The 25,597-nt window shown below is 69.2% G+C and carries 27 protein-coding genes; 11 read left to right on the forward strand and 16 right to left on the reverse strand.

Annotation, left to right across the window (positions count from 1 at the left end):
- Positions 1-63 precede the first annotated feature (63 nt).
- The gene (locus U3653_RS18615; protein ID WP_195081202.1) at positions 64-543 is read left to right on the forward strand and encodes a DUF779 domain-containing protein; all 480 of its coding nucleotides are present in this window, start codon (positions 64-66) and stop codon (positions 541-543) included.
- 64 nt (positions 544-607) lie between these two features.
- On the opposite strand, the gene U3653_RS18620 is transcribed toward U3653_RS18615, so the two are convergent.
- A complete protein-coding gene (locus U3653_RS18620) occupies positions 608-2,161 on the reverse strand; it encodes a succinic semialdehyde dehydrogenase (RefSeq protein WP_195081201.1) in 1,554 nt (517 codons plus the stop codon).
- Positions 2,162-2,437: 276 nt separating this feature from the next.
- On the opposite strand from U3653_RS18620, the gene U3653_RS18625 reads away from it, so the two are divergent.
- From U3653_RS18625 to U3653_RS18640, 4 genes are read left to right on the forward strand one after another with little or no spacing between them, the layout of a single operon-like run.
- A complete protein-coding gene (locus U3653_RS18625) occupies positions 2,438-4,756 on the forward strand; it encodes a sensor histidine kinase (RefSeq protein WP_195081200.1) in 2,319 nt (772 codons plus the stop codon).
- A 2-nt stretch (positions 4,757-4,758) separates the two neighbouring features.
- The gene (locus U3653_RS18630; protein WP_067807423.1) at positions 4,759-5,172 is read left to right on the forward strand and encodes a roadblock/LC7 domain-containing protein; all 414 of its coding nucleotides are present in this window, start codon (positions 4,759-4,761) and stop codon (positions 5,170-5,172) included.
- A gap of 8 nt (positions 5,173-5,180) precedes the next feature.
- Complete coding sequence (locus U3653_RS18635; RefSeq protein ID WP_195081199.1) at positions 5,181-5,555, forward strand: DUF742 domain-containing protein; 375 nt, start codon at positions 5,181-5,183, stop codon at positions 5,553-5,555.
- Entirely contained in the window at positions 5,536-6,135 is a 600-nt protein-coding gene (locus tag U3653_RS18640) for a GTP-binding protein (RefSeq protein ID WP_067807418.1), read from the forward strand. The genes U3653_RS18635 and U3653_RS18640 overlap by 20 nt, the downstream gene beginning before the upstream one ends.
- A 151-nt stretch (positions 6,136-6,286) precedes the next feature.
- On the opposite strand, the gene U3653_RS18645 is transcribed toward U3653_RS18640, so the two are convergent.
- The 4 genes from U3653_RS18645 to U3653_RS18660 are packed head-to-tail and all read right to left on the reverse strand — an operon-like array spanning position 6,287 to position 8,084.
- A complete protein-coding gene (locus tag U3653_RS18645) occupies positions 6,287-6,568 on the reverse strand; it encodes a hypothetical protein (protein WP_195081198.1) in 282 nt (93 codons plus the stop codon).
- A gap of 46 nt (positions 6,569-6,614) precedes the next feature.
- Positions 6,615-7,112: a hypothetical protein gene (locus U3653_RS18650; RefSeq protein ID WP_195081197.1), complete on the reverse strand. Its 498-nt coding sequence runs from the start codon at positions 7,110-7,112 to the stop codon at positions 6,615-6,617.
- Positions 7,113-7,144: 32 nt separating this feature from the next.
- Positions 7,145-7,558, reverse strand: a complete 414-nt coding sequence (locus tag U3653_RS18655) for an NUDIX hydrolase (protein ID WP_323124269.1) — start codon at positions 7,556-7,558, stop codon at positions 7,145-7,147.
- Between the two features lie 52 nt (positions 7,559-7,610).
- Complete coding sequence (locus tag U3653_RS18660; RefSeq protein ID WP_195081196.1) at positions 7,611-8,084, reverse strand: winged helix-turn-helix transcriptional regulator; 474 nt, start codon at positions 8,082-8,084, stop codon at positions 7,611-7,613.
- Positions 8,085-8,138: 54 nt separating this feature from the next.
- Here U3653_RS18660 and U3653_RS18665 point away from each other — a divergent pair, with 54 nt between their 5' ends.
- Positions 8,139-8,936, forward strand: coding sequence for a thioesterase family protein (locus U3653_RS18665; protein WP_195081195.1), 798 nt, complete (start codon positions 8,139-8,141; stop codon positions 8,934-8,936).
- A gap of 11 nt (positions 8,937-8,947) precedes the next feature.
- The gene (locus U3653_RS18670; protein ID WP_323124270.1) at positions 8,948-10,372 is read left to right on the forward strand and encodes an MFS transporter; all 1,425 of its coding nucleotides are present in this window, start codon (positions 8,948-8,950) and stop codon (positions 10,370-10,372) included.
- A gap of 185 nt (positions 10,373-10,557) precedes the next feature.
- Here the strand turns inward: U3653_RS18670 and U3653_RS18675 are convergent, their stop codons facing one another.
- Genes U3653_RS18675 through U3653_RS18685 form a run of 3 tightly spaced genes read right to left on the reverse strand, consistent with a single transcriptional unit; the run spans position 10,558 to position 13,014 of the window.
- The gene (locus U3653_RS18675) at positions 10,558-11,667 is read right to left on the reverse strand and encodes a DNA glycosylase AlkZ-like family protein (protein WP_195081194.1); all 1,110 of its coding nucleotides are present in this window, start codon (positions 11,665-11,667) and stop codon (positions 10,558-10,560) included.
- Between the two features lie 19 nt (positions 11,668-11,686).
- Positions 11,687-12,637 carry a M56 family metallopeptidase gene (locus U3653_RS18680; protein WP_195081193.1) on the reverse strand — a complete coding sequence of 317 codons (951 nt, stop codon included), beginning with the start codon at positions 12,635-12,637 and terminating at the stop codon, positions 11,687-11,689.
- The gene (locus tag U3653_RS18685; protein WP_043691105.1) at positions 12,634-13,014 is read right to left on the reverse strand and encodes a BlaI/MecI/CopY family transcriptional regulator; all 381 of its coding nucleotides are present in this window, start codon (positions 13,012-13,014) and stop codon (positions 12,634-12,636) included. Before U3653_RS18685 ends, U3653_RS18680 begins: the two co-directional genes overlap by 4 nt.
- A 117-nt stretch (positions 13,015-13,131) precedes the next feature.
- Between U3653_RS18685 and dinB the strand changes: the two genes are divergently transcribed.
- Positions 13,132-14,367: a DNA polymerase IV gene (gene dinB / locus U3653_RS18690; protein WP_195081192.1), complete on the forward strand. Its 1,236-nt coding sequence runs from the start codon at positions 13,132-13,134 to the stop codon at positions 14,365-14,367.
- A 14-nt stretch (positions 14,368-14,381) separates the two neighbouring features.
- Here the strand turns inward: dinB and U3653_RS18695 are convergent, their stop codons facing one another.
- Genes U3653_RS18695 through U3653_RS18715 form a run of 5 tightly spaced genes read right to left on the reverse strand, consistent with a single transcriptional unit; the run spans position 14,382 to position 19,252 of the window.
- The gene (locus tag U3653_RS18695) at positions 14,382-15,260 is read right to left on the reverse strand and encodes a phosphoribulokinase (protein WP_195081191.1); all 879 of its coding nucleotides are present in this window, start codon (positions 15,258-15,260) and stop codon (positions 14,382-14,384) included.
- A gap of 11 nt (positions 15,261-15,271) precedes the next feature.
- Positions 15,272-16,348 carry a class 1 fructose-bisphosphatase gene (locus tag U3653_RS18700; protein ID WP_195081190.1) on the reverse strand — a complete coding sequence of 359 codons (1,077 nt, stop codon included), beginning with the start codon at positions 16,346-16,348 and terminating at the stop codon, positions 15,272-15,274.
- Between the two features lie 24 nt (positions 16,349-16,372).
- Positions 16,373-17,377, reverse strand: a complete 1,005-nt coding sequence (locus U3653_RS18705) for an AAA family ATPase (RefSeq protein WP_195081189.1) — start codon at positions 17,375-17,377, stop codon at positions 16,373-16,375.
- Positions 17,367-17,789 carry a ribulose bisphosphate carboxylase small subunit gene (locus tag U3653_RS18710; RefSeq protein ID WP_195081188.1) on the reverse strand — a complete coding sequence of 141 codons (423 nt, stop codon included), beginning with the start codon at positions 17,787-17,789 and terminating at the stop codon, positions 17,367-17,369. The genes U3653_RS18705 and U3653_RS18710 overlap by 11 nt, the downstream gene beginning before the upstream one ends.
- A gap of 20 nt (positions 17,790-17,809) precedes the next feature.
- On the reverse strand, positions 17,810-19,252 hold the full coding sequence (locus U3653_RS18715) for a form I ribulose bisphosphate carboxylase large subunit (RefSeq protein ID WP_195081187.1): 1,443 nt from the start codon (positions 19,250-19,252) through the stop codon (positions 17,810-17,812).
- A gap of 156 nt (positions 19,253-19,408) precedes the next feature.
- On the opposite strand from U3653_RS18715, the gene U3653_RS18720 reads away from it, so the two are divergent.
- On the forward strand, positions 19,409-20,272 hold the full coding sequence (locus tag U3653_RS18720; RefSeq protein WP_323124290.1) for a LysR family transcriptional regulator: 864 nt from the start codon (positions 19,409-19,411) through the stop codon (positions 20,270-20,272).
- A 65-nt stretch (positions 20,273-20,337) separates the two neighbouring features.
- Positions 20,338-21,192, forward strand: a complete 855-nt coding sequence (locus U3653_RS18725; protein WP_195081186.1) for a class I SAM-dependent methyltransferase — start codon at positions 20,338-20,340, stop codon at positions 21,190-21,192.
- A gap of 25 nt (positions 21,193-21,217) precedes the next feature.
- Here the strand turns inward: U3653_RS18725 and U3653_RS18730 are convergent, their stop codons facing one another.
- Genes U3653_RS18730 through U3653_RS18740 form a run of 3 tightly spaced genes read right to left on the reverse strand, consistent with a single transcriptional unit; the run spans position 21,218 to position 24,732 of the window.
- Positions 21,218-22,747 (reverse strand): FHA domain-containing protein, encoded by a 1,530-nt coding sequence (locus U3653_RS18730; protein ID WP_323124271.1) that lies wholly within the window; start codon positions 22,745-22,747, stop codon positions 21,218-21,220.
- The gene (locus U3653_RS18735) at positions 22,744-23,187 is read right to left on the reverse strand and encodes a hypothetical protein (RefSeq protein WP_195081185.1); all 444 of its coding nucleotides are present in this window, start codon (positions 23,185-23,187) and stop codon (positions 22,744-22,746) included. Before U3653_RS18735 ends, U3653_RS18730 begins: the two co-directional genes overlap by 4 nt.
- Positions 23,188-23,190: 3 nt before the next feature.
- A complete protein-coding gene (locus U3653_RS18740) occupies positions 23,191-24,732 on the reverse strand; it encodes a hypothetical protein (protein WP_195081184.1) in 1,542 nt (513 codons plus the stop codon).
- A gap of 141 nt (positions 24,733-24,873) precedes the next feature.
- Between U3653_RS18740 and U3653_RS18745 the strand changes: the two genes are divergently transcribed.
- Positions 24,874-25,293 carry an Rv3143 family two-component system response regulator gene (locus U3653_RS18745; protein WP_195081183.1) on the forward strand — a complete coding sequence of 140 codons (420 nt, stop codon included), beginning with the start codon at positions 24,874-24,876 and terminating at the stop codon, positions 25,291-25,293.
- Positions 25,294-25,597: the final 304 nt, after the last annotated feature.

Genomic DNA, 25,597 nt, shown 5'->3' on the forward strand with positions numbered 1-25,597 from the left:
ACCAACCTCGCACCAACCTCCCCGGACCATAGTTGGTTCGGTCCGAGATATCTGCGAGGAACCATGAGCTACACCAGACCGGGAGCGGGACTCCGGCACCGCCGACTACCCGACGTCCGGATCCGTCGTCCCCGCGGTGCGGTGGCGCATCGAACGCGGCGCGTGGACATCACCGACCGCGCCAGGGCCGTGCTGCGCCATGTGATCGACCAGCACGGGGCCGTGCTGCTGCACCAGTCCGGCGGACACCGCGACAGCGGCTCGCCGCGCTGCCTGCCCATCCGGGAGTCCCGGATCGGCGGCGGGGATGTTCTGCTGGGGAACCTGCCCTGGCACACCGAGTTGTGGATCAGCGGGGAACAGTACGAGCGCTGGAAGCACGCCCACCTCACCGTGGACGTGACCGACGACCCCGGCGGCGATGCTTCGGACACGCTCGAGGACATGCGTTTCGTCATCAGATCACGGCTGCTCACCGACGAGGAAGCAGCGGCGCTGGCGGCGGGCGGGCCGCCGCGCACCGGAGCCGACCGGTTGGCGTGACCCCTGCACGGAACCGGCGGGCCGTCCGTCCGGGTGGGCACGACCACCCGGACGGACGCGTGCCTCAGCGTCCGGGCAGGAAACGCAGGCTGCGGGCCACGGTCATCAGGAACGGCTGCCACTTGCCCTTGGGGAAGAACTTCGGCGCGTCGAGATTCAGGAAACGCGTGACCACGATCGACTGCGGCTCGGTGAATTTGAGCAGGCCGTCGGGCCCGTGGCGGCGCCCGACACCGGAGATGCCCATACCGCCCATCGGCGCGCCCGTGGTGCCCCAGGCCGGCGCATAGCCTTCGTCCACACAGACCGTGCCCGCGTGCAGCCGCGCCGCGATCCGCTCGCCTTCGGACTTACTCGCCGCCCAGACCGAGGCGTTCAATCCGTAGTCGGTGTCGTTGGCCAGGCGGATGGCCTGCTCGACATCGTCGACCGGATAGATCGACACCAGCGGGCCGAAGGTTTCGTTGCGAGCGCATTCCATCTCGTCGGTCACCTCGGCGAGCACCGTGGGCTCGAAGAACAGCGGCCCCAGATCCGGGCGGGCGGTGCCGCCGGTGAGCACCTTCGCCCCCTTCGAGGTGGCGTCCGCGACGTGCTTGGACACCGTCTCCAGTTGCGCCTCGGAGATCAGGCTGCCGATGTCGGTGGAATAGTCGTAGGCCGCACCGAGTTTCGCGGCGTTCACGGCGCCGACGAATTTCTCGGTGAACGCCGCCGCCACCTGCCGCTCGACATACAACCGCTCGATCGAGATGCACAGCTGCCCCGCGTTGGAGAAGCAGGCGCGCACGGCCGCCCGCGCGGCCTTGTCCAGATCGGCGCCCGCGGTCACGATCATCGGATTCTTCCCGCCGAGTTCGGCGGAGAAGCCGATCAGCCTGCGGCCGCACTGTTCGGCCAGGGTGCGGCCGGTCGCCGACGAACCGGTGAACATGAGGTAATCGCAGGCATCGACGATCGCGGTGCCGACGACGCCGCCCGCCCCGGGGACGACCGCGAGCAACTCCCGCGGCAGACCGGCCCGGTAGAGCAACTCCGCACCGGCCAGCGTGGAGAACGGAGTCTGGCTGTCGGGTTTGACCACCACGGCGTTGCCCGCGACCAGCGCCGGTATGGAATCGCCGATCGACAGCAACAGCGGGTAGTTCCATGGAGCGATGACGCCGACCACGCCCTTGGGCTGGTAACGCACGGAGGCGCGGTTGAGCACGGGAAACGCGCCCGGTACCCGGTGGCCGCCCAGCACGCCGGGCGCGATTCTGCCGAAATAGCGGGCCGCGAACATCAGGCCCATGATTTCTTCTTGCGCCGCCCAGCGCGCTTTGCCGGTCTCGGCCTGCACCACGTCCATCAGGAAGTCACGGTGCTCGACCACCAGCGCGCGGTAGCGGTCGAGCACGGCGGCGCGCTCGGCCACCGGCCGCGCGGCCCAGCGCTGCTGCGCTGCCCTGGCCTTGTCGAAGGCGGCGGCGACATCGGCGGCGGTGCCGACCGGCACACTGCCGAGCGGCTTTCCGGTGAAGGTTTCGGCGATCGTCCTGCTCTGACGTTCCGCGGGCGCCTCGATCGCGGCCAGCGCGCTGAGGCGGTCGAATACATCGGCTTCCGGCGCGGGCATCGTTGCCTCCTACTTGTGAGTAACCGAGGGATACGGACAATCTACGCCGCGTACGAGGCGCCATGAACCGGCTACGGGATGATTTCGCGGTATCGCCGCACGAGTGATCGCGCAGGCGGGCCGCACCGGACCCCCGCTGACTCCCAGTTATGCGGCAACGCAATAATTTTCGGCAGATCGTGCGCGGAATCACAGGAAAGCATGTCACGTCAAATCCAGTCCCGCTCACCGGGACAGGACGTCCGGATCGCCGGGTTCGTGGTTTACGTTGTGCCGATGTTCAGAGCGAGGCTCGGGGTCCGCACCCGGATTCTGGCGATCGCGCTCATTCCGAGCCTGACTCTGCTCTTGGTCGGTGTGGGCGCAGCGGGCTATCTCGTGGCCGAAGGGACCAAGGCCAAGGACTGGGCCGCCGAGAGCCAGAACGCCATCGCGGTGACCAGCGAGGTCATGGACGCGGTGCAGCAGGAACGCCACCTCACGATCGCCCAGCTGTCCGGTGACGACACCCTCTCCTCCTCGCTCGCGAGCGTGCGCCTGCGGGTGGACGCGGCGGTGCGCCGCCTGCTCACGGCGTCACGCAACCTGCGCAACGTCGACGATACGAAGATCACCGGCAAGGACGCCGACTTCGATGTCCTCATGCAGAACATGATCATGGTGCGCTCCGCCGCCGACGCGGGGGCATTGCCGATCCCGGACGCGTACATGTTCTACAACCGGCTGCTCGAGCCGATTCCCAAAGGCGCCATGGACGCCGTGCAGGGCGCGCCGGACAGCGACACCGCGGTGCGGGCCGTGGCCGGTGTCCGGTTGTACTACGTGAGCGAGGCCATGGCCCGCAGCAACGCCCTGGGTGCGGTGTACGTCAACGGCGCCACGCCGCCACCCATTCCGATCGAGGAGTACATTCACCAGACCGGCTTCTACCACTCGGAGTTGGCCAACCTCATCACCGAACTCAGCGGTCCGACCAAAGATCGATTGCAAGCGCTCACCACCAGCTCCGCCTGGCAACAGCTGACCGCGATGGAGAACGCCATCATCCAGCGCGCCACCGCCGCGGGCCAGAGCGGCGGCGCACGGCAAACGAGCGTGCCGCCGCTGCCACTGAGCACGGAGGAATGGCACCGCGCCGCCACCGAGGTCGGTCGCACGTTGCTCGACACCTGGGCGGCGGACAACCGGAATGTGCAGCGGTCCGCCGAGGACAAGGCCGCCGCGACCGCGACCAGCTCCGCCGTCACCGGCGGCGGCATGCTGCTGGTGGGCCTTCTGGTGCTCGTCGTGGCGGTCGTCCTGGCCAACCGCGTGATCCGCAGGCTGAAGCGGTTGCGTGGGGAAACCCTTGCCTTGGCCGATGAGCGGTTGCCGGAGATGCTGCGCAGGTTGCGTGCGGGCGAGGATGTCGATCCCGCGGCCGAATCCCCGAATCTGGACTACGGCAGCGACGAGATCGGCCAGGTCGCCAAGGCGTTCCAGCACGCGCATTCGGCGGCCGTCTCCGCGGCGGTGGCCGAAGCTCGTACCCGCGAAGGCGTCAGGGCGGTGTTCTTGAACATCGCGCACCGCAGCCAGATCGTGGTGCACCGGCAGCTGGAGATCCTCGACGAAGCCGAGCAGCGGCAGGAGGACCCGATCCTGCTCGACACCCTGTTCCGCCTCGACCATCTCGCCACCCGCGAGCGGCGCAACGCCGAGAACCTCACCATCCTCGGCGGCGGCAAGCCGGGCAGGCAGTGGCGCAACCCGGTGCCGCTGATCGATCTGGTGCGCAGCGCCGTCGGCGAGACCCTCGACTACGCGCGGGTCCGGGTGTCGCGGCTGCCCGAGGTGCATGTGCTCGGCACGGTGGTCGCCGACCTCATCCACCTGCTCGCGGAGCTGGTGGACAACGCGACCTCCTTCTCCCCGCCGCAGTCACGGGTGGAGGTGACCGGCAACGTGGTCGGCAAGGGCGTCGTGGTGGAGATCGGCGACCAAGGCATGGGCATGTCCGAACCCGAGCTGGCCAAGATGAACGACATGCTGCGCGACCCACCGGATTTCGGCGTGGCGGCCCTGTCGGCGGACTCCCGGCTCGGGCTGTTCGTGGTCGCGCAGCTGGCCACCCGCCACGGCATCACGGTACGGCTGTCGGACTCCGACTACGGCGGCATCAAGGCCATCGTGATCATCCCGTCCGCGCTCATCGCGGCCGATTCCGCCCCGGCGCAGACTCCGGCGGAGCTCACCGATCCCGGCAGCCGGCGCAAGCTCGTCGCCGGTCCGGCGGTGGCGGACACGGGAAATCCCACGCAGACCGCGCCGTCGCCGGTGGCGACCCTGCCTGCCGAACCCGCCGAACTCCCCCGCTACGGACCCCGCCCGTACACCGAGGCGCCGACGCAGGTCACGCCGGACGGGCGTCCGGCGTTGCCCCGCAGGCATCGACAGACCAACCTCGCACCGCAATTGGCGCAGCCGGTCCAGGAGCAGGCCGCATCCGTGCAGTCGCACCGCTCCGCCGAGCAAGCCCGTGATCTGATGTCCGCCATCGAGAACGGAACCAGACAGGGCCGTCGCGCTGTCATCTCCGACGAACAGGAAGGCTAGGTGTGTCCGCTTCTCCCGCAGGTGATCTCAATTGGCTGCTCGATGATCTCGTCGACCGGCTGGCAGGCGTGCGCCACGCGGTGGTGCTGTCCACCGACGGGCTGCTACTGGGCCGCTCCGGCGGAATGAACCGCGAGGACGCCGAACACTTCGGCGCGATGTCCTCGGCGCTCTACGGGCTGGCGCGCAGCGCGGGCAACCGGTTCGACGGCGGCGGCGTCCGCCAAGCGGTCATCGAACTCGACCGCGCGGTGCTGTTCGTGACCTCCGCGGGCGACAACGCCTGCCTGGCACTGCAAGCCGCCGAATCGGCCAATCTCGGCATGGTGGCCTACGAGATGAACCTGACCGTCCAGCGCGTGGGCAACTACCTGTCCACGACCCCGCGTCAAGACCTCGTCGGGCATGTCGAGTAGCGACCGCCATGACCAATCCGCGTGAGCCCTGGTTCGACGAAGCGGCCGGCCCGCTGGTGCGCCCCTACGCGCTGACACGCGGGCGCACCAGCGGCGCCGGGCCGGAACTGGATATGCTCACCACCGTGGTGGCGGACCCGTCCGCGACCGCGCTGCGACGCAGCGAACCCGAGTACGCCGAAATCCTTCGCCTGTGCCGGGTCTCGCAGACCGTCGCCGAACTCTCCGCACAGTTGCGTTTGCCGCTGGCGGTGACGAAGATCCTCGTCGGTGATCTGATCGGCGACGGGCAACTGATCTTCCGTGCTCCCGTCCCGACGGAGGCCGGACCCGATGACCTCAACATATTGCGAGCGGTACTGGATGGAATCCGAAAACTTTGATCCGAGCGGCACACCGCAACTGGCCGCCTCGGTCAAGATCCTCGTCGCCGGCGGGTTCGGCGTCGGCAAGACCACGATGGTCTCCGCGATCAGCGAAGTCGCGCCACTGCGCACCGAGGAGCTGATCACCGAAGTGAGCACCGGCATCGACGATCTGTCCGGCGTCGAGCAGAAATCCACGACCACGGTCGCGTTGGATTTCGGCAGGCTCACGATCGACCGCGACCTGGTGCTGTACCTGTTCGGCACGCCGGGCCAGGATCGGTTCTGGTTCCTGTGGGACGAACTGGCGCGCGGCGCGCTGGGCGCCGTCGTGCTGGCCGACACCCGCAGGCTGGGCAACTCCTTCGCCGCCGTGGATTTCTTCGAGCGGCGCGGCCTGCCGTTCATGGTGGGCGTCAACTGCTTCGACGGCGCACCGCGGTACACCATCGACGAAGTGCGCGACGCCCTCGATCTCGACTCGGTGACCCCGGTCATGCTGTGCGATGCCCGCGAGCGCAGCTCCTGCAAGGACGTCCTGCTCACCCTCGTCGAGCACCTCATCCAGCGGGCGCAGCGCGCACACGCCACCACCTGAGCGAGGAATTCGTGCATAGGGCCGCCAGGGCGGTGGCCGCTTCGTACGTGGGTGCCGGACATCGATGATCGATCGGTTGCCGTCACCTACGCGGAGAGAGTCCTCGCCACCGCAGGCTTGCTCGAACAAGCCGCCCTCGCTGGCCGCCTCGTCAGGTTCGGCGCATGAACGCCAACGTGTAGTTGACGTTCGAGATGTTCCGGTCGAGCACGCTGACCAGCTCCCAACCCTGGGATTCGAGCAGTTCGATGCCGTTGACCAGGTGGACGACCGGCTCGAAGATCGCACGCTGGTAACCGGCCGAGCCGAACGCGAACCCACCGCCCTGAAGCGAGCTCAGGACCAGGTTCCTGCGCGGATAGGAGCGCAGGTCCACCGCACCGTTCAACACAGCGATCACGTCGAAAACAGGGCCGGGAGCGGGAGCGTTCACGTTCCCATCGTCCTTCATGGTGGATGCCGCTGCCGTGATCGGGTCCTCACACCTGCCGGATCCACGCGACGAACAGCAGCGCGCCGCCCGCGACAATCGCGACCGCGGCCGGGGCGGGCCAGCGCGGCCCGTTCCGGCCGAGCAGGCCGCGGGTGAGCCGCAACTGGAACGCGCCCAGCCCGGCCAGGATCAACAGCCACACCGGTAGCAGTCCGACACCGAGCGCCGCGTGGACCGCCCACGCTCCCGCCAAAGTCGGACCGCCCCACGAGTTTTCGAGATCGTGGCCTGCGACGAGCGGAAAGCAGACGCCACGGAACGCGGCGAGGACCGCGAGGAACGCCAGGAACCACGTCAGCAGGCCGACGCCGCCGCTGAGCACCGAGTGCGACACCGACCGTAGAGCCGAGAATCGGTGCGGCAGAACGAATTCACCGAGCATTCGCCGCGGCGCGCGCAGCCGGGTCGGAATCCGCCGCGCCGCCAGCGGCAGCGCGCGAAGTGCGTAGGCGGCGTAACGCAGCAGCGCCCGAAACCAGGACATACCGCCGACGGTAGCGCTGTCCGGCCCGCGATTCACCGCAGCAGGCCCGCGTGCACCAAATCGTCGAACAGCAATTGATCGACCGGGGGCACGAGGGGGCGGTCGGCATAGGAGAACCAGGCGACCTCTTCGATCTCACTGCTGGCGGCGAGCGTTCCGCGATATTCCGCGGTGTAGCAACTCATCCGCACCAGCGCCCCGTCCTGCGGGCCGTGCACTGCCTCGTAGGTGCCGACGTGCGCGGCGGTCTCCGGCAGCAGTGCGACGGTGAGTTCCTCCTCGATCTCACGCAGCAGCGTCTGCAGATCGGTTTCCTCGCCCTCACGCTTGCCGCCCGGGATGTAGAAGACGTCCTTGCCGCGGGGTCTGGCGCAGAGAATGCGCCCCTTCTCGATGCGCACCCATGCCACCGTGTCGATCAGCTGCCGCACTCGCCCGTCCGCCACCGCCGCAGCCTAGCGCCGCGCGGCGGCGAACACGGAATCGGTCGAACCGGCCTCAGCTCGATGGCAGCAGCGAAGGATCCTTGGCGCCGGGACCGAGCACCGGACGCAGATCGCGCACCGCGATGCGCTCACCGCACACGGAGCACACCGGCTCGACGGTCGCGAGGTGCCCGCAGGTGGTGTGCAGGGTTTGCACCGGCGGACCGTCCGGGGCGGCCCATTCGTCTCCCCACTGCCGCATCGCGGTGACCACCAGCCACAGCGAGCGGCCTTTGGGGGTGAGCCGGTAGTCGTAGCGCACCGGGTTGTCCTGGTAGGGCTCCCTGGTCAGCACTCCGTGCTCGATCAGGTGCTCGAGACGCTGGGTGAGCACGTTGCGGGCGATGCCGAGGCGTGCGCGGAAGTCGTCGAAGCGCGTCACGCCGAACAGAGCGTCGCGCACGATCAGCAGCGTCCACCACTCGCCGACCACCTCGAGGCACTGGGCCAGTGAGCAGTTCATCTCCTCGAAGCTCGTCCTGCGCATGGTCGTCAGCATAGTCGGTTGCGTCATAAAACTCACTACCCTATGGTGCGTTGCATGAAACAACTCACTAAGCGGAGCCTCGCCGAGGAGTTCGCGCTCACCGAGTCCCGTGCCGGGTGGCGGGCTCGTGTCGACCGGTCCTGGCGCGGCTGGACCGGCCCGCACGGCGGCGTGATCGCGGCACTGCTCATCGAGGTGGCGCGCGCGGCGGCGACCGAACCCTTGCCGGTGCGGGCCGTCGACCTCCGGTTCCTCGGCCGCCCCACGGACGGCGTGCTGACCTTCCACGCGACCGAGCGCGCCGTCGGCCGCAGCACCGTCGTGGTCGAGGTGGGCGCGGAGCAGGACGGCAGGCCCGTCGCGGGAGCGTCCGTCACACTCGGTCGCACCACGGCATCGGGCGTCGCGGACTACGCCGGCGCGCCCGCACCACGAGTACCCGAACCCGAGTCCTGCGCGCGCTTCGCCCTGCCGCCGGAAATCGTGCCGGCGAGCGCTCATTTCGACATCCGCCCCGCAGCGGGCCCGCTGCCGCTGACCGGCGCGGACGAACCGATGATGTGCGCGTGGATCGAACTCGTCCCCGAGCTGCCCACCGATGCCGCGGCCCTCGCCATCCTCGCCGACGCGTTGCCGCCCGCCGTCTTCCCCACGCTGCGCGCGCCCGTCGCGATCCCCACCGTGGCGTTGTCGATCCATTTGCACCACGTGCCGACCGGCGGCTCCCCGGTGCTGGTACGCACGGTGAACGCCTCGACCGGCGGTGGCTGGTCGGTGGACGACACCTCGATCTGGGACCGGAGCGGCCTGCTGCTCGCCTCGGCCCGCCAGACCCGCCGCGTGCTCGGCTGAAGGAGACGATCGTGAATTCCTCTGTTACACCGCCTGAGCGGACCGACTTCCGAGTCGTGCTGGCCGTCGTCTCGATCGGCGTCCTGCTGTCGAGCCTGGACCTGTTCATCGTCAACGTCGCCCTGCCGGACATGGCCGCCGATCTCGGCGGAGCGCGCATCTCGGGCCTGTCCTGGGTGCTCAACGCTTACGCGATCGTGTTCGCCGCCCTGCTGGTCCCGGCGGGACGGCTCGGCGACCGCCGCAGCATCCGGACCACCTTCCTGCTGGGACTGGCGATCTTCGTCGCCGGATCGGCGCTGTGCGCGACCGCTTGGGACGTCGGGTCGCTGGTGGGATTCCGCGTCCTCCAGGCCGTCGGCGCCGCGCTGCTGACGCCCGCCTCGCTCGGCTTGGTGCTCGCGGCCAGCCCACCGCACCGCCGCGCCGCGGCGGTGCGGCTGTGGGTCGCCTTCGGCGGGCTCGGCGCGGCGCTCGGCCCCGTGCTCGGCGGCCTACTCGTCGAATTCGGCTGGCGCTGGGTCTTCCTGGTCAACGTGCCGATCGGCCTGGCCGCCGTGATCATCGGTCTGCGGACGCTGCCCGACCCCGAGGGCGACCGTGGGCGGCTGCCCGACCTGCTCGGCGCGGCGCTGCTGGTCGGGGCGATCGCGAGCCTGGTGCTCGGACTGGTGGAGGGCGCGGACTGGGGCTGGTCGTCGGCGCGGGTGCTGAGCGCGTTCGCGCTGGCGGCCATCCTGACCGTGGCGTTCGTCGTCTCCTCGGCCCGGCACCACAGCCCGGTAGTGGATCCGGCGCTGCTGCGCGCGCCGAACTTCGCCTGGATGACCGGTAACGCGGTTTTGTTCAACGTTGCCTTCGGCGCGATGCTGCTGTCGGTGGTGCTGTGGGCGCAGAACGTGTGGGGCTGGTCGGCGTTGCGCACCGGACTGGCCATCGCGCCGGGCCCGCTGATGGTGCCGGTGGTCGCCGCCTCGGCGGGGCGGCTCATCGGCCGGATCGGAGCCGGGCCGGTCATCGCCGCGGGCGGGATCGTGTTCGGCGCGGGCATGCTGTGGTGGGCGCGGGCGATCAGCCTGACACCCGACTACGTCGGCGGCCTGCTCGGCGGCATGGTGGTCAGCGGCATCGGCGTCGGACTCACCCTGCCGACCGCCTTCGCCGCGGGCACCAGCGGACTGCCGCCGCAGCGGTTCGCCACCGGGTCGGCCGTGCTGAGCATGGCGCGCCAGATCGGTCTCGCGATCGGCGTCGCGGGCCTGGTCGCGGTACTGGGCTCACCCGCGGGCCCCGAGGCGACGCTCGACGCGTTCCGGCGCGGATGGTATGCGACCGCCGCGGTAGCGGTCATCGCGGGACTGGTCGGCGCGGTCGCGCGCACGCCGAAACCCGCTGTGGTGCCGCAAGAATCGGTCGCCGATTCGGCCGTCGCCTGACCCGGGATCGTCTCGGTGCGTACGCGCCACCGCGTCCGGACGACGCGGTCGGGTCCGGCAGTGCGGGTCGCGACGCCCTTTGCGCCGCGACCCGCCCGTTCCGGGGTCGAAGCACCAGCAGCCCGCTCTGGTGTGCAGCGCATCCTCCACGCCCTGGAACGCCGGGTGGCCGCCGCACTGCGCCGCTACGCGGCACGCACCGTGAGGCTCTGGCGTCCGGCCGCCAGCGCCACGTGGGCGACGGCCGCCTCCAGCCCCTGCGTGGGCAACGGCGCACCGTCGAACATGGTGATCTGGACGGCGTCCCCGGTGAGTTCCCAGACGCCCGCGATGCGTCCGCCCACCACGACGATCGGAGAGATCCAGCCCGCGGCGCGGCTCACCTTCGCGCGGTGGGCGGCGGGCAGCAGGTCGGTGTCGCCGGTGCCAGGACCCAGCACGTATTGGTCGAACGCGCCGAGCAGGTGGACCGTCGCGCTCGGCGCGGTGGCGGCCATGGCATCGACCTGGTCGGTCGGCAGGAAGGCGCGACGGCCCTCCACGTCGACTTCGGTGATCAGGTCGCCCAAGTCGGCGAACCAGCGGCGCACCGTGGTCTTGCGCAGGCTGCCGCGGGTGAGCCAGGCGTCGAAGGTCTCCGGCGTCGCCGGGCCGTAGGCGCCGAGATAGCCGAGGATCGCCGCAGGCGCCGCGGCATCGGGCTCGGGCAGGCCGGGCCAGTCGCGCACCAGGTGCGCCGGGCTGGTGAACGTCACCTTGGTCCCCCGTGCCGGGCCGTGACACAGCGCGCCCTGCCAGGCCAGCGGTTTGAGCAGCGCACCCCAACCGGATCGCAGCTCCTCCCCCAGCCGGTGGAACTCCGGCGCGGACACCAGGGCGTCGACCAGCTCCTCTCTGGTGAGCACGGCGGCGTCGAGCACCTCGGCGACCGCCTCGGTCAGCGCCGCGACCTCCGCGGGCGACGCGCCGAAGGTCTTCTGCCACGAAGGCTTCTCCCAGGTGCGCGCGGAACCGATCAGCGCGAGAACGGCGGCGGCCGATTCCGGCGGCAGCGCGTGCAACGTGCCGCGCATCGCCCAGGTCTTCATCAGCGCACCGTCGTCGAGCGCGCGAACCAGCGCGCCGGATTCGGGCTTCGTGCTGCGCAGTGCCACCGCCAGCTCCGCCGCCGAGGTGACCTGAGCCTGCACGCCGCACAGACGCCCGGCCACCGCTACCGCGCCTTCGTCGGTCCGCGACCGGACGTACTGCCGGTCCAGCCGCCAGGCGAAGACCTGATCCCAGGTGGCCCGCACTCGTGCTCCTTACTCGTGGTCAGTTCAGCAGCGTGCCCGCGCAGGCCACCGTCGCGGCGGCAAGCGCAGACCCGGTGACCGTCATCGCGATGACGCCGAGCAGGGCGGTGCGGGTGGTGGCGCGCCGGATCGCGCCGACCGGGTCGGCCAGCCGCTCGGCGCGGGCCAGTACCGCCGTGCCCGCCGCGGCCAGCGCACCCGGCGGCGCGGGTTCGGCGATGCCGACGATCGCCAGCAGGCCGCCCAGCAGGGGCAGCGAACCGTGCTCGTCGGCGGCCTTGTCGTCGGCGCACATCTCCAGCAGACGGGCGATCTCGGCCGCACCGCCGGTGAACAACCGCAGGCCGGGCAGTGTGCTGGCCACCGCGCGCAGCACCGCTGTCAGCGCCGCGTGCCTGCCGGACAGGTGCGCGCGTTCGTGCGCGAGCACCGCGGCGAGCTGGTCGTCGTCCAGCGCATCCAGCGCGGCGGTGGTCACCACGATGGTGTCGGGTCGTCCCGGCACGCAGTACACCTGCCGTTCCGGTGAGTCGAGCACGACCGCCCCGATACCCGGCACCGGTCTGCCGACCAAGCGGACCGCTCGCGCGTGGACGCTGGTGCGCTTGCGCATGTCCATCACGACACCCACGGCGCGCGCGATCAGCGCGACGGTGCCGGTGGCCACCAGCGCCGCCACCGCGAATGTCGCCGCGTGGCCTGCCGCGGCGCCGTGCGCATCCGCGGGGGCCCACAGGAACGACGCGCAGGCGCGCAACGCGTCCTTCGGATGTCCCCAGTAGGTGGCGAACTCGACGGTCAGCACCGCGGCTGCCACGCCCCACGCGCTCAGCGCGCCGATGATCGCGACCACCCAGGCGATCACGCCCAGTCGCGGCGCGATCCCGCGGTGGGTCAGTCTGCGCAGCACGGGCGGACCGAAGGTCGCCACGACGCCGCCGTACAACGTCAGTGCCAGGGCCAGGCTCACGGGACTTCTGGTGACTTGCGCGCCGCGAGTCTGCGGAGCGCGGCACGCAGCCCGGCCGACTCCTCGGCGCTGATCCGATCGACGAAATGGCTGAGCACCAGATCCGAGCGTCCGCCGGAACCGAGCGCTTCCAGCATGAGCCTGGCGCTGTGCTCCTCCCTGGTCAGCGTCGGCCAATATCGATAGGCCTTACCTGCGCGTTCGCGCGCGAGCCACCCCTTGCGATGAAGGTTGTCCATGGTCGACATCACCGTCGTATACGCGATGTCGCGCTGGGCCGACAGTTCGTCGAAGATCTCACGCACCGTTGTGTCCTCTGCGTCCTGATCCCAGATGCGGTCCATGATCACCGCCTCCAGATCCCCGAATCCACGCACCGTACCGACTCCCTCATCCGAGCTGTGCCCCGTCGTGGGAACAGGTTACCGGTTGAGGCGGGTTACTACGGAGGCAACCAGTAGATCGATTCACCTGTCGGAGGCCTGTGCGAACATATGTTCGTGTCCGATGCGCCCCGCTCCCGAAGGCCTCGGATCCTCGCGCGGCCGGAAGCATCGATCCTGCACGCCGACCTCGACTCGTTCTACGCGTCGGTCGAGCAACGTGACGATCCGCGACTGCGCGGAAAGCCGGTGATCGTCGGCGGTGGCGTCGTCCTGGCGGCCAGCTACGAGGCGAAGGCGTTCGGCGTGCGCACCCCGATGAACGGCGGGCAGGCGCGCCGGTTGTGCCCGCACGCGATCGTGGTGGCGCCGCGCATGTCCGCCTACGCCGAGGCGAGCAAAGCCGTCTTCGAGATCTTCCGCGACACCACCCCCGTGGTCGAAGGCATCTCGATCGATGAGGCGTTTCTCGACGTCGGCGGCCTGCGCCGGATCGCGGGCGAACCGGTCGCCATCGCGGCGCGGCTGCGCGCGCAAGTTCGCGACCGGGTCGGCTTGCCCATCTCGGTGGGCATCGCCCGCACCAAGTTCCTCGCCAAGGTCGCCAGCGCCGTCGCCAAACCCGACGGGTTGCGGCTGGTGCCGCCGGACGGCGAACTGAACTTCCTGCATCCGCTGCCGGTCGAAAGACTCTGGGGCGTCGGCGATGTCACCGCGCGCACGTTGCGCGAGCACGGCATCACCCGCGTGGGTCAATTGGCCGAACTGGGCGAGCGCCCGCTGCGGGCGATCCTCGGTCCCGCCGCGGCCCGCCACCTCTACGCCTTGTCCTGGGCACGTGACCCACGCCGGGTCGAGACCGGCAGGCGGCGGCGCTCGATCGGCGCCCAGCGCGCACTCGGCCGCAAGCACCGGCCGCCGGAGGAGATCGAGGCCTATCTGCACGGACTCACCGATCGGCTCGGCAGGCGCCTGCGCACCGCCGACCGGGTATGCCGAACCGTGGTGCTGCGCCTGCGTTTCGACGACTTCACCCGCGCCACCCGCTCGCACACCCTGGCCGAAGCCACCGACCACACCGAGACCATCCTGCTCGCCGCCCGCACCCTGCTCACCGGCGCGATGCCGTTGATCCAGGAACGCGGCCTCACCCTGATCGGCCTCGCGCTGACCAACCTCGACGACGCCGACTCCGTCCAGCTCACCCTGCCCTTCGAGCCCCGTGCCGCGGGCAGCCTCGACGCGACCCTCGACGACTTGCGCAGGCGCTTCGGCTCCGCCGCCGTCACGCGCGCGGCTCTGCTGCACCGCGGTGAGGGGCTCTCGGTGCCGCTGCTGCCCGACTAGCGCTGCCCCGCCGCTCAGTACGACCGTTTCGGCCGCTTGTCCATCAACCGCAGGATCAGCGGCGTGAAGATCAACTGCATGGCCAGCTCCATCTTGCCGCCGGGCACCACGATGCAGTTCGACCGGGACATGAACGAGTCGTGCAGCATCGACAGCAGATAGGGGAAGTCGATCACCTTCGGGTCGGCGAACCGGATCACCACGAAACTCTCGTCCGCCGTCGGAATGGTGCGCGCGATGAACGGATTGGACGTATCCACGGTCGGCACCCGCTGGAAGTTGACGTAGGTGCGGGAGAACTGCGGGCAGATGTAGGTGACGTAATCGGGCATCCGCCGCAGGATCGTATCGATCACGGCCTCGCTGGAGTACCCGCGCTCGGTCTTGTCCCGGATGACCTTCTGAATCCATTCCAGATTGATGATCGGCACGACGCCGACCAGCAGATCGGTGTAGCGCGCCACATCGACGGTCGAGGTGACCGCCGCGCCGTGCAGGCCCTCGTAGAACAACAGATCACTGCCCGGCGCCAGTTCCTCCCACGGCGTGAAGGTGCCCGGCGGCTGACCGTAGGGTTTGGCTTCGGCTTCGTCGTGCAGGTAGCGGCGCACGGTTCCGACGCCGGTCTCGCCGTAGTCTCGAAACAGCGTCTCCAGTTCCTTCAGCAGGTTGGCTTCCTCACCGAAATGGGAGAACCGAACATTGCGGTTCTGCTCGGCCTCGGCCATGGCCAGTTTCATCTCGTTGCGGTCGTAGCGGTGGAACGCGTCTCCCTCGACGACGGCCGCGTTGATCCCTTCGCGACGAAAGATTTCCTGGAACGTCCGCGTCACGCTGGAGGTCCCCGCCCCAGAGGATCCGGTGATGGCGACGACCGGATGCTTGACCGACATGGTTCTCCTGTTCAGCGCTGGGCCGGGCGAAACAGCGACCGCCTGCCGAACAGCGAGGTGTCGAAGCTGGGGCCCTCGTCGGGTTCACGGTGATACCGCTCGATGCGCTCGACTTCGTTGCGGGAGCCGAAGATCAGCGGCACCCGCTGATGGACGTCGCGGGGCTCCACTTCCAGCACCCGCTCGCTGCCGGTGGTCGCCGCGCCACCGGCCTGTTCGACGATGAACGCGATGGGATTGGCGCCATACAGCAATGCCACCCGACCCGGACGCGTGGGCGGACGGGTGTCGCGCGGATACAGATACACCCCGCCTCGGGTGAGGATGTGGAACGTGTCGGCCACCAGCGAGGCAACCCAGCGCATATTGAAATCGCGTTCGCGCGGGCCGTCGACGCCGTCGAGGCACTCGTGCACGTAACGGCGCACCGGCCGTTCCCAGAACCGCTCGTTGGCCGCGTTGATCGCGAAACCGGAGGTGTCTTCGGGGATGCGCATCCGCGGGTGGGTCAGCACGAACGCGCCGATCTCCCGGTCCAGGGTGAACCCGTCCACCCCGCTGCCGGTCGTCAGCACCAGCATGGTCGCCGGGCCGTACAGGGTGAAGCCCGCGCACACCTGCTCGATGCCGGGCTGCAGGAAGTCGGCCGCGGACGGGGCCGTGCCCTGCGCGGGCGCGCGCAGCACGCTGAAGATGGTGCCCACCGGAAGATTGACGTCGATGTTCGACGAACCGTCCAGTGGGTCGAAGGCCAGCAGGTATTTTCCCCGCCGATGCGTGGCGGGCACCGGATGGATCTCGCTGATCTGTTCGGAAAGCAACGCCGAAAGATGGCCGGTCCATTGCGTCTGGGCGACCATGATGTCGTTGGAGATCGCGTCCAGCTTGCGATGTACCGTCGGCGGCAGATTGTCCGGTTCGGACGCGCCGATCGAGCCGGCGATCGCACCCCTGGTGACCTGGTTGGCGACGATCTTCGTCGCGGTCGCGATCACGTTCACCAGGGCGGAGAACTCACCGGACGATCCGGGATGCCGATGCTCCTGCTCGATGGTGTAGCGGGTGAGGGTCTTCAGTCCTTCTGGCATAACGCCTCGATCTCGTCACCGCGGTCACACGGTCGGCCCGCCCGCGGGCTCCGGGTCGGTGAAAACGCTGCTGCCGTAGACATCCTCGTCGGTCAGCGTGATCAAATCGGTTCTGGTCAGCGGTCTGCGCAGTTCGACGAGACGTTTGGCCTGCCGCAACCGGCAGCGGTCGAGCGCGTTGCGCACGCTGCGCGCGTTGGAGAAGCGCGGGCGGGCCATCCGGCGCTGGAGGTACTCCCCGAAAGCGGTGCGCGCCGCGTCGTCGAAGTGGAAATTCTCCGCCGCGACCATGAGTTCGGCGATGCCCAGCAGCTGCGCGTGCGTGTAGTCGGCGAATTCCAGGTGATGAGCCACCCGCGAGGACAGGCCCGGATTGGCGGAGAAGAACCGGTCCATCCGGTCGGGATAGCCGGCGAAGATCACCACCAGGCTGGCGCGTTCGTTCTCCATCTCCTGCAACAGGATCTCGATCACCTCCTGCCCGTAGTCGCGTTCGTTCTCCGGCCGGAACAGGTAGTAGGCCTCATCGATGAACAGCACCCCGCCCGCAGCCTTGGCCAGCGCCTCCTTCGTCTTCGGCGCGGTGTGCCCGATGAACTGGCCCACGAGATCGTCGCGAGTGACGGTGTGCACCTTCGGTTTGCGGATGTAGCCGAGGGCGTGCAGCATCTGCGCCATCCGCAACGCCACCGTGGTCTTGCCCGTGCCCGGCCCGCCGGTGAAGCTCATGTGCATGGTCGGCCGCGACGAGGTCAGCCCGAAACGCTGCCGGGCCCGGTCGATCAGCAGCAGCGCCGCGATCTCGCGTACCCGCCGCTTCACCGGAGCGAGCCCGATCAGCTCCGCGTCCAGCCTGCGCAACGTCTCCTCGACGTCGTGCCCGGCGACGTCGCTCGACAGGTCGAGCACCGCGTCCTCGGCCAGGATCTGCGGCTCCTCCGATTCGGCGGGCGCCGTCCGCACCGCGCCGGGGACCTCGGCCCCCGGCCGGTGCAGACGGAATCCGGAGCCGTTGCGCTCAGCCGCCATACCGCTGTCCCGGCCGGACGGTCGTGGCATACGAGTGCAGGCCGTAGGTCTGCCTGCGGTCGGGGCCCTCGGTGCGGGTGAGCACGAAGCCGGGCTCGTCGGGCGGCCGCTGCACCAGGAAACTCACCGCCGTCGTCTGCCTGGTGTAGCGGGCGTCGTAGGCGAGCACCCGCACGTAGTGCCGGGGGAACGTCGCCCGGCACGCGTTGATCTCGACCAGCACGCCATCCGGCTCGTCCAGGTCGAACAGCGGCAGCCCCCACATCTCCCAGTAGGCGTTGCGCGGGTGCGGATCGTCGGTGTACTCGATGGACACAGGCCAGCTGTTGAGCAACGCGTAGCGCACCTGGGCGGCGATCTGCTCATCGGTCAGCGGCGGCAAGTAGCAGAACGTTCCGTGCCTGAGATACATCGGTTTTCCTTCCTGAACGGTCAGCGACTGGCCGTCGGCACGGCGTCCGGCGCGTCGGTGGAGGTGTAGTCGAAGGTGACATCGCCCCAGGTCGCCAGCGCGACGTCGAGCGGACGGCAGATCTCGGCCGCCTTCCGTAACACCTCGGGGCCTTCCTTCAGCAGGTCGCGGCCTTCGTTGCGAGCCTGAACGACCGCCTCCAGCGCGACCCGGTTCGCCTCCGCGCCCGCGGCGATGCCGAGCGGATGCCCGATCGTGCCGCCGCCGAACTGCAACACCACGTCGTCGCCGAACAGGTCGAGCAGCTGATGCATCTGCCCGGCATGGATGCCGCCGGAAGCCACCGGCATCACCCCGGGCAGGCTGGCCCAGTACTGGTCGAAGAAGATCCCGTTGGCCGGCTCGGTGCGGATGTGGTTGTCCCGCAACGTGTCGTAGAACCCCTTGGTCGTCGCCGGGTCGCCTTCCAGCTTCCCGACCACGGTGCCCGCGTGCAGATGGTCGACGCCGATCAATCTGCACCACTTGGCCAGCACCCGGAAGCTGACACCGTGCGTCTTCTGCCGGGTGTAGGTGGAATGCCCCGCGCGATGCAGGTGCAGCAGCACCCCGTTGCGGCGCGCCCAGTGCGACATCGACTGCATCGCGGTGAAGCCGACGGTGAGGTCCATCATGATGACGACGCTGCCGAGTTCCTTGGCGAATTCCGCGCGCTCGTACATCTGCTCCATCGACGCCGCGGTCACATTGAGGTAATGGCCTTTGATCTCGCCGGTCTCGGCCATCGCGCGGTTGACGCCTTCCATCGCGAACAAGTAGCGGTCGCGCCAGCGCATGAACGGCTGCGAGTTGATGTTCTCGTCGTCCTTGGTGAAATCCAGACCGCCTCTGCACGCCTCGTAGATGACGCGGCCATAATTGCGGGCCGATAGCCCGAGTTTCGGTTTCACCGTCGCGCCGAGCAGCGGCCTGCCGTATTTGTTGAGATATTCGCGTTCCATCACCGTGCCGTGCGGCGGCCCCTGGAACGTCTTCACGTAAGCCACCGGGATGCGCATGTCCTCCAGCCGCAGCGCCAGCAGCGGCTTGAACCCGAACACGTTGCCGATGATCGAAGAGGTCAGATTGGTGATCGACCCTTCCTCGAACAAGTCGAGATCGTAAGCGATATAGGCGAAGTACTCCCCCGGCCGTCCTGGCACCTCGTCGATGCGGTAACACTTCGCCTGGTAGCGCGAGTGCGCCGTGAGCCGGTCGGTCCACACCACTGTCCAGGTCGCCGTGGAGGACTCACCCGCCACCGCGGCAGCCGCCTCGATCGGATCGACGCCGCGCTGCGGAGTCACACGGAACACGGCGAGCACGTCGGTGTCCGACGGTCGATAGTCGGGCGCGTAATACCCCATCGACGCATAGGACTGGACACCCGGATCCCAGCGGTCGCGTTCGGTTTCTTCGGCCATCGTTCCTCCTGCTGTGCCACTGCGGGACACCCGCACCCGGGTGAACGGGCGTGCCTCGAGATTTCCAGGATGACCGGCCGGATACCGACAAACAATTTGATTGTTCCTCGCGATATTCAACGTATTCGTTGAGTTTGTTACCGTTTTCCGGTGGGTATGGTGACCGCGGCTCGGATGGAAACCTTCCTGGCCGTCGCCCGCCACGGCAGCGTTCGCCGCGCCGCGGCGCAACTGCACATCACCGAGGCCGCCGTCTCCGCGGCCGTCGCACACGTCGAGAAACAGCTGGGGGCCAAGCTCGTCGCGAAGGCCGGGCGCGGCATCGCGCTCACCGAGGCCGGGCGGGTCTACGCCGAGTACTGCCGCGGCATCCTCGGGTTGATGCAGGAGGCGCAGGCCGCCGTGCGCCGCGCCGAGACCGGGCGCCTGCGGATCGGCGTGGTCGCCACCGCGGGCGAGTACATCCTGCTGCGGCCGCTCGCGTCGTTCCGCCGCCGGTTCCCCGACATCGAACTGAGCCTGTCGGTGCATCCGCGCGACGCGCTGTTCCTCGAATTGCAGCATCACGAAACGGATCTCGTCATCGCGGGGCGCCCGCCGCGCGACACCGGGCTGGTGGTGCGCGCCCGTCGGCCGAGCAGCCTGGTCGTGGTCGGCCTGCCCGAACTCGACCCGCTGCACGCCACCTGGCTGCTGCGCGGGCGCGGTTCCGGCACCCGCGAGGCCACCCTCGGCTTGCTCGATCAGCTCCGGATCGAACCGCCCACGCTCACCCTCGGATCCCACGGCGCCGTCCTGGCCGCCGCGCGCGAAGGACTGGGCGTGACCTTGATCCACAGCGACGCCATCTCCCAGGACCTGGACAACGGCGTGCTGCGCGTGCTCCCGGTCGATGGCACCCCGCTGGATCGTCCGTGGCACGCCGTCACCACCCGCACCCCGACGCCGACCACCCGCCTGTTCCTGGCACACCTGCTCGACGCCGCCGAGGCCGGCTCCGCCGCATTCCACCCCCATTGAAGCCGCCACCGACAAGCCCACGATCGGCGCGGAATCCGCTGGCTGGATGTGACAGACTGGCTCGCATGACCGGAGGGGAAGTACCGTCCAACGTCTCGGACACCGCTCGCTGGGTCGCGGCCTACCGGGCACGCGAGACCGAGCGCCCGGACGCGCTGTTCCGCGACCCGCTCGCCGACCGGCTGGCCGGCGAACGCGGCCACGCCATCGCCGACAACGCACCCCCGGTGATGCGCGGCGGGTGGCCGATCGTCACGCGGACCAAGTTGATCGACGACCTCGTCGCCACCGCGATCGGCGAAGGCTGCGACCGCGTCCTCAACCTCGCCGCAGGCCTGGACACCCGCCCCTATCGGCTCGAGCTGCCCGACGATTTGCTGTGGATCGAGGCCGACCTGCCCGAGCTCGTCGCGGAGAAGGACAGCGCCCTCGCCGGTGAGACGCCGCACTGCGTGCTCATCCGCCGAGCGGTCGATCTCGCCGATCCGGACGCGCGGGCGAAGTTCCTCGACGAGGCGCTCGGCGCGATCGGCCCGGTCACCGCCCCCGCGTCGAAAGCCCTGGTACTCACCGAGGGCCTGCTGATGTACCTCGACCCGCCGACGGTCACCGACCTTGCCGCCGCACTGTCCCGCCCCGAGATCGCCTGGTGGTTGCTGGATTTGAGTCTCGGGATGCGCAAGATGCGCTCCGGGGACACCTTCGCCAACGCCCCGATGAAGTTCGAGCCCGCCAACGGCGTCCGCTTCTTCGAAGACCTGGGCTGGCAGCCGATCGAGCTCGAGAGCCTGCTGCTGCACGCCCGCAAGTTCCGCCGGGCGCCGTGGTACCTGCGGCCGTTCACCTACCTGCCCCAGCCCGACCCCCGCAAACCCGTGCGCAACCCGTGGTCTGGCATCATCCGCTTCCGCCGCACCTGAGCGCGCCGATCGCCGCCGCCCGCCGCTACAGCTGGCCGTGCTGGGAGTCGAAGGTCAGGACGCGTCCGCCCAGTTGGATCTGCGCGCCCGGTGCGAGGACGATCGGCTGGCCCGGCACCGCCCGGACCCAGTCCTGGCGGCCGGGATGACGGATGTGGGTGCCGTTGGTCGAGCCGCCGTCCACGACCGTGACATCCCAGTCGAGCAGGCGGATCTCCGCGTGCGCCCGTGACATTCCGCCCGAGCTGTCCTCCAGCCGCACCGGCCGCGCACCACGCGCGACCGCCTCCGAATGTTCCGGCTCGCGACCGAGAACGCAGTCGCTGTCCAGGACGAACGACGTGCCGTCGTCCAGCAGCAGCACACCGAGCGGTGGGCGCACCCCTGCGCTGAGCACGCAGGTGAGCTGATCCATCCGGATGCCGCACACCGCGCAGAACGACACTCGCGGATCGTTGTGATGACGCCGGGCGCACTGGAAACCCTGCACGATCACCCGATGCCCCATCGTGTTCGATCCGGTCGAACCGAGCGCGGCCGCGACGACTCCGGCCGAGGGCGCCACGGTCTCGGCGAGGTTCGCGTCGTTGGCGATCGCGTGATCCCGATCCGTGCGGTGTGCGGGCGGTGGCGCCGGCGGAATCGGCTGCGCGGCGGGTGTCACGCCATCGCGTGGCGTGGCGCGCCGCGACGGCGCATGGAGATCGATTTCCGTCGCGGCATCAACGGAGTCCTCGCCTTTACGCAAGCTCGGCGCTCGCCGTGGTTGGGCCGCGGGCGTGTCGGAACCCGGCTGCGCACCGGAACGGTGTGGTTGCGGCGCCGCCTGCGGTGCGGCGGTCACATTCGGACCCGGCATCGGCGCCGGGGCCTGAACGGGATGCGGTTCGGACGCCGGTCGTGGCGCGGCGTGCGGCGGCTCCGCGGTTCCCCGCGGTTCACCGGTCGGCTCCGGTTCGGCATGCGGTGTGGATCCAGCGTGCGGCTGCCGCAGCCCCTCGGTGACGCCGTGGCCGCGCGGCTCGTCACCGATCGCGGCCGACCACAACACCGCTCCCGATCCAGGTGCGGTCCCGGCGCCGAGCGAGAGGATCCCGCGCTCCGGCAGCGATTCCGCGGCCCAACCCGCCTCGTCCACGAACAGTCCCGCGCCACTGCCGGGTGCGGGCGTCACCATCCGGTCGACGGTGAATCCGGCGTCCCGGCCGCGCAGCACCTCCGTGTGGCCCGGCCCGGCGAGCACCGCGGTGATGCCCCCGTGCAGGAACACCGCGAGACCGTCGTCCACCGGCGTGATCACGCCGAATTCGACCTCGTCCTCCTCGCCGTTGGACAAGCCCATCAGCCATGTCGTGGCCAGCCGCGCCACCGCCCGCCCGCTACGGCGGTCACGCGCGACGGCTTCGCCCACGATGTCCAGCAGCGCCGTCATCGTGCGGGCCGCGACCGTGTCCGCCGTGACCGGTCCGTCGCTCCGGTGCGCGACGACCACTACGGCGCCGCTGGCGCTCGCCACCAGGTGGGCGCCCGGTAACACCTCGATCTGCGCGCTCACAGGAATCGGCCGCCTTGGAAGCGCCACCGATGGAACACCACCCGCATCGGCCCGTTCACGATCAGCCAGAAGACGATCCACGTGATGACGAACTGGAGCAGGAAGGCGGTGAGCGACGGGCGCAGATGCTCGGGCAGCACCATCGTGGTGTAGCGCACCAGCACCCAGATCAGCACTCCTTCATTCAGGATGGTGACCAGACCGAACAGGGTCGGCCAGTCCTTTTCCCAGCGGAACTGCTGCAGCAGATGGTAGAGCAGTTCCCAGAGCACACCGACCAGAACGGTGGCCAGCAGCACCGACAGCGTCACCCGGTAGGCCTGCCCGGTGCTCAGCGAGCCGGTCGGCAGCAACGGGGTGATCAGCAGCGCGACGACGAAGCCGATCACGCTCAGCGCGAGCAGGCGGGTCTGGATTCGCCCGTTCAAAGTTGGGAGCATTGTTCAGATCTTCTCGTTCGTAACCCACAGCCACCATTGCCGCGTCGAGCGCAGCGGACCCATCCTCCGGCAGAACCCGACCGCGGCCAGGTCGTCGGCGATCTCCTGCGCGGCGATCTGCAAGCCGAGGAAGGTGTCCACGCCCACGAACGGCCCGCCGAGCGTCGCGCTGCCGGAGGCGTACATCCGTCCCGCCCCGCTGCGGGTGCCGATCAGCTCGAAGGTCGTGTCCACGTCGAGCCTGCCGAGCGGATTGCGACCCGCGCCGGCGTGATCGAGCAGATCTGCCAGCAGCCGGTGCTCGCGGATGTCGGCTTCCAGGCCCGTGCAGTCGATGATGTAGTCGACGGTCGTGTCGAACGGTTGCGTCGGCGGGGGAAACGGCAGCGGCGCACCGGCGTCCGGGAGAATCGTGGCGACCACGCCCTGCCGTCCCGCGGCCGGACGCGGGGCACGCATCGTGCCCGCCATCACCTGGTACCACCCCTCCCGGCGACCGCGGCGCAACTGTTCCTGCCAGTTGTCGCGGATGGGGGTGTTGGTGCCGGAGATCTCCTTGTACGCCCGCGCCCGTTCCTCGCCTTGCAGCCGCCGCACCTTCTGCTTGAGCTGACCGCCCCACACCGACTTCGGATAGTTGAAGCCCTGGTAGGCCCACCCGTCGCCGCCCTTGCGCCTGCTGAAGACGTTCTTGCCGTGCGGTCCGGCGATATAGGTGCGGAACAGGTGCAGGATCCGGGTGTCGAGGCGGTATTTGTCCCGATCGTCGATGAGCCGTTGCAGGACGCGGCTGGCCACGATCCCGCTGCCGCGGATCAGCACGGTACCCGGCCGCCGCTGTAGCGCCTGGTAGACGTGCTCGTGCGGCTCGTAGGCGTTGACCACGCGCGTCGGGTCACGATGGGTCTCGCGATACTCCTGCAGGTCCGGCAGCAGCTTGAGGCCCGGATAGCCCACGGCCACATGGACATACGTACTGCGGAATGCGACGCGTTTGGTCGGCGTCGATCCGGCGGGTGGAGTGAGGATGGTGAAGTACCCGCCGCCGTGGCGCTTGCGGACCATGCGCACGTGCCCGCGGTGCAAGGAGCGGGCGTAGCCGATGCGGTGGAATTCCCGCTCCATGGACTCGAACGCCTGGCCCGCCCGCGGGGTGTAGTAGTTGGCGAAGATCGGCTCGACCAAAACGTTCCACAGCGCCTTGATCGACTTGTCGGCGATCGCCTCCCGCACCGCGTAGGACGGGAAGCCCCAGATGTTGTCCGGGGTGGAGGCGGAGTCGCTGCGCAGGCGCTCGCCGCGGGGGATCTGAGACACCCTGGTGAGATACTCGTAGGAGGCCCACGGGTGCTCCTGGGGACCGAGCACCGCCATCGCCTCCGCGGGCACGCCGAAGATCCGGAGCGTGTCGTAGGTGACGAAGGACCCGATCCCGCTGCCGATGGTCACGAACGGTACGTCGATCACCGGAATCCCGGCGCCGCCAAGCATTTCATCGGTCCAAACGTCGGTGTCGACGAGGGCCTGCGTGATGTCTCCCCGCATTGGCCGGACTCTACCGGCAGATTCTTGTCAACTGCTTGCCATCGGCTTTCGGGGGACGACTGCACTGGTGACGCGCGGTGCACGACGCGCGCAAATCATCTGCGCCGAACCTGCCACGCGGTGCGCCGTCGCGGACGTACCATGCCGTTCGTGGCCGATTCTCCTCGTTCCACCCCGCTGCGGGTTCTCGTGTACAGCAACGACGCCGACACCAGGCGCCAGGTGATCCAGGCCTTGGGCAAGCGTCCGAGCGCGGAGCTACCGGAGTTCGAGTATCTGGAGGTCGCCACCGCCCCCGTGGTGATCGCGCAACTGGACGCAGGCGGCATCGACTTGGCCGTGCTCGACGGCGAGGCCTCCCCGGCAGGTGGGCTCGGCATCGCCAAGCAGTTGAAGGACGAAGTCGATCCGTGCCCGCCGCTGCTGGTGCTCACCGGCAGGCCCGACGACGCATGGCTGGCCAGCTGGTCACGGGCGGAGGCGGCGGTGGCGCATCCCATCGATCCACTGCGGCTCACCGAGGCCGTCGTCGCTCTGCTGCGCAACCGCACGGCAGCCTGATCGCACCGGCCATTCATAGCGATCATGAATTAGTTTGCTCGGGCGTGCCGGCTCCTGGCGGACGCCCTGCGCGCCCACGGCCCCGTGTGTCACACAATTGTCGCCCTTCCCGACTGCGAACCCGCTCGGGACCACAATTGACGTCGCGAAACCCGACATCTCAGGCTTCCAACTGACCGTTCACCCAACCCTGCGGACGCTCCGCGCGGATTACCACCGTTTCGGTCATAAATGCTTGTACTGAATTCGATCAAACGCCGTCGCCAAACGCGCTGCGGGCCGCCCGTTCAGTTGTAGGCTGTGC

This window comes from Nocardia implantans (assembly GCF_035544775.1).
In the GTDB taxonomy this organism is placed as follows: Bacteria; Actinomycetota; Actinomycetes; order Mycobacteriales; family Mycobacteriaceae; genus Nocardia; species Nocardia implantans.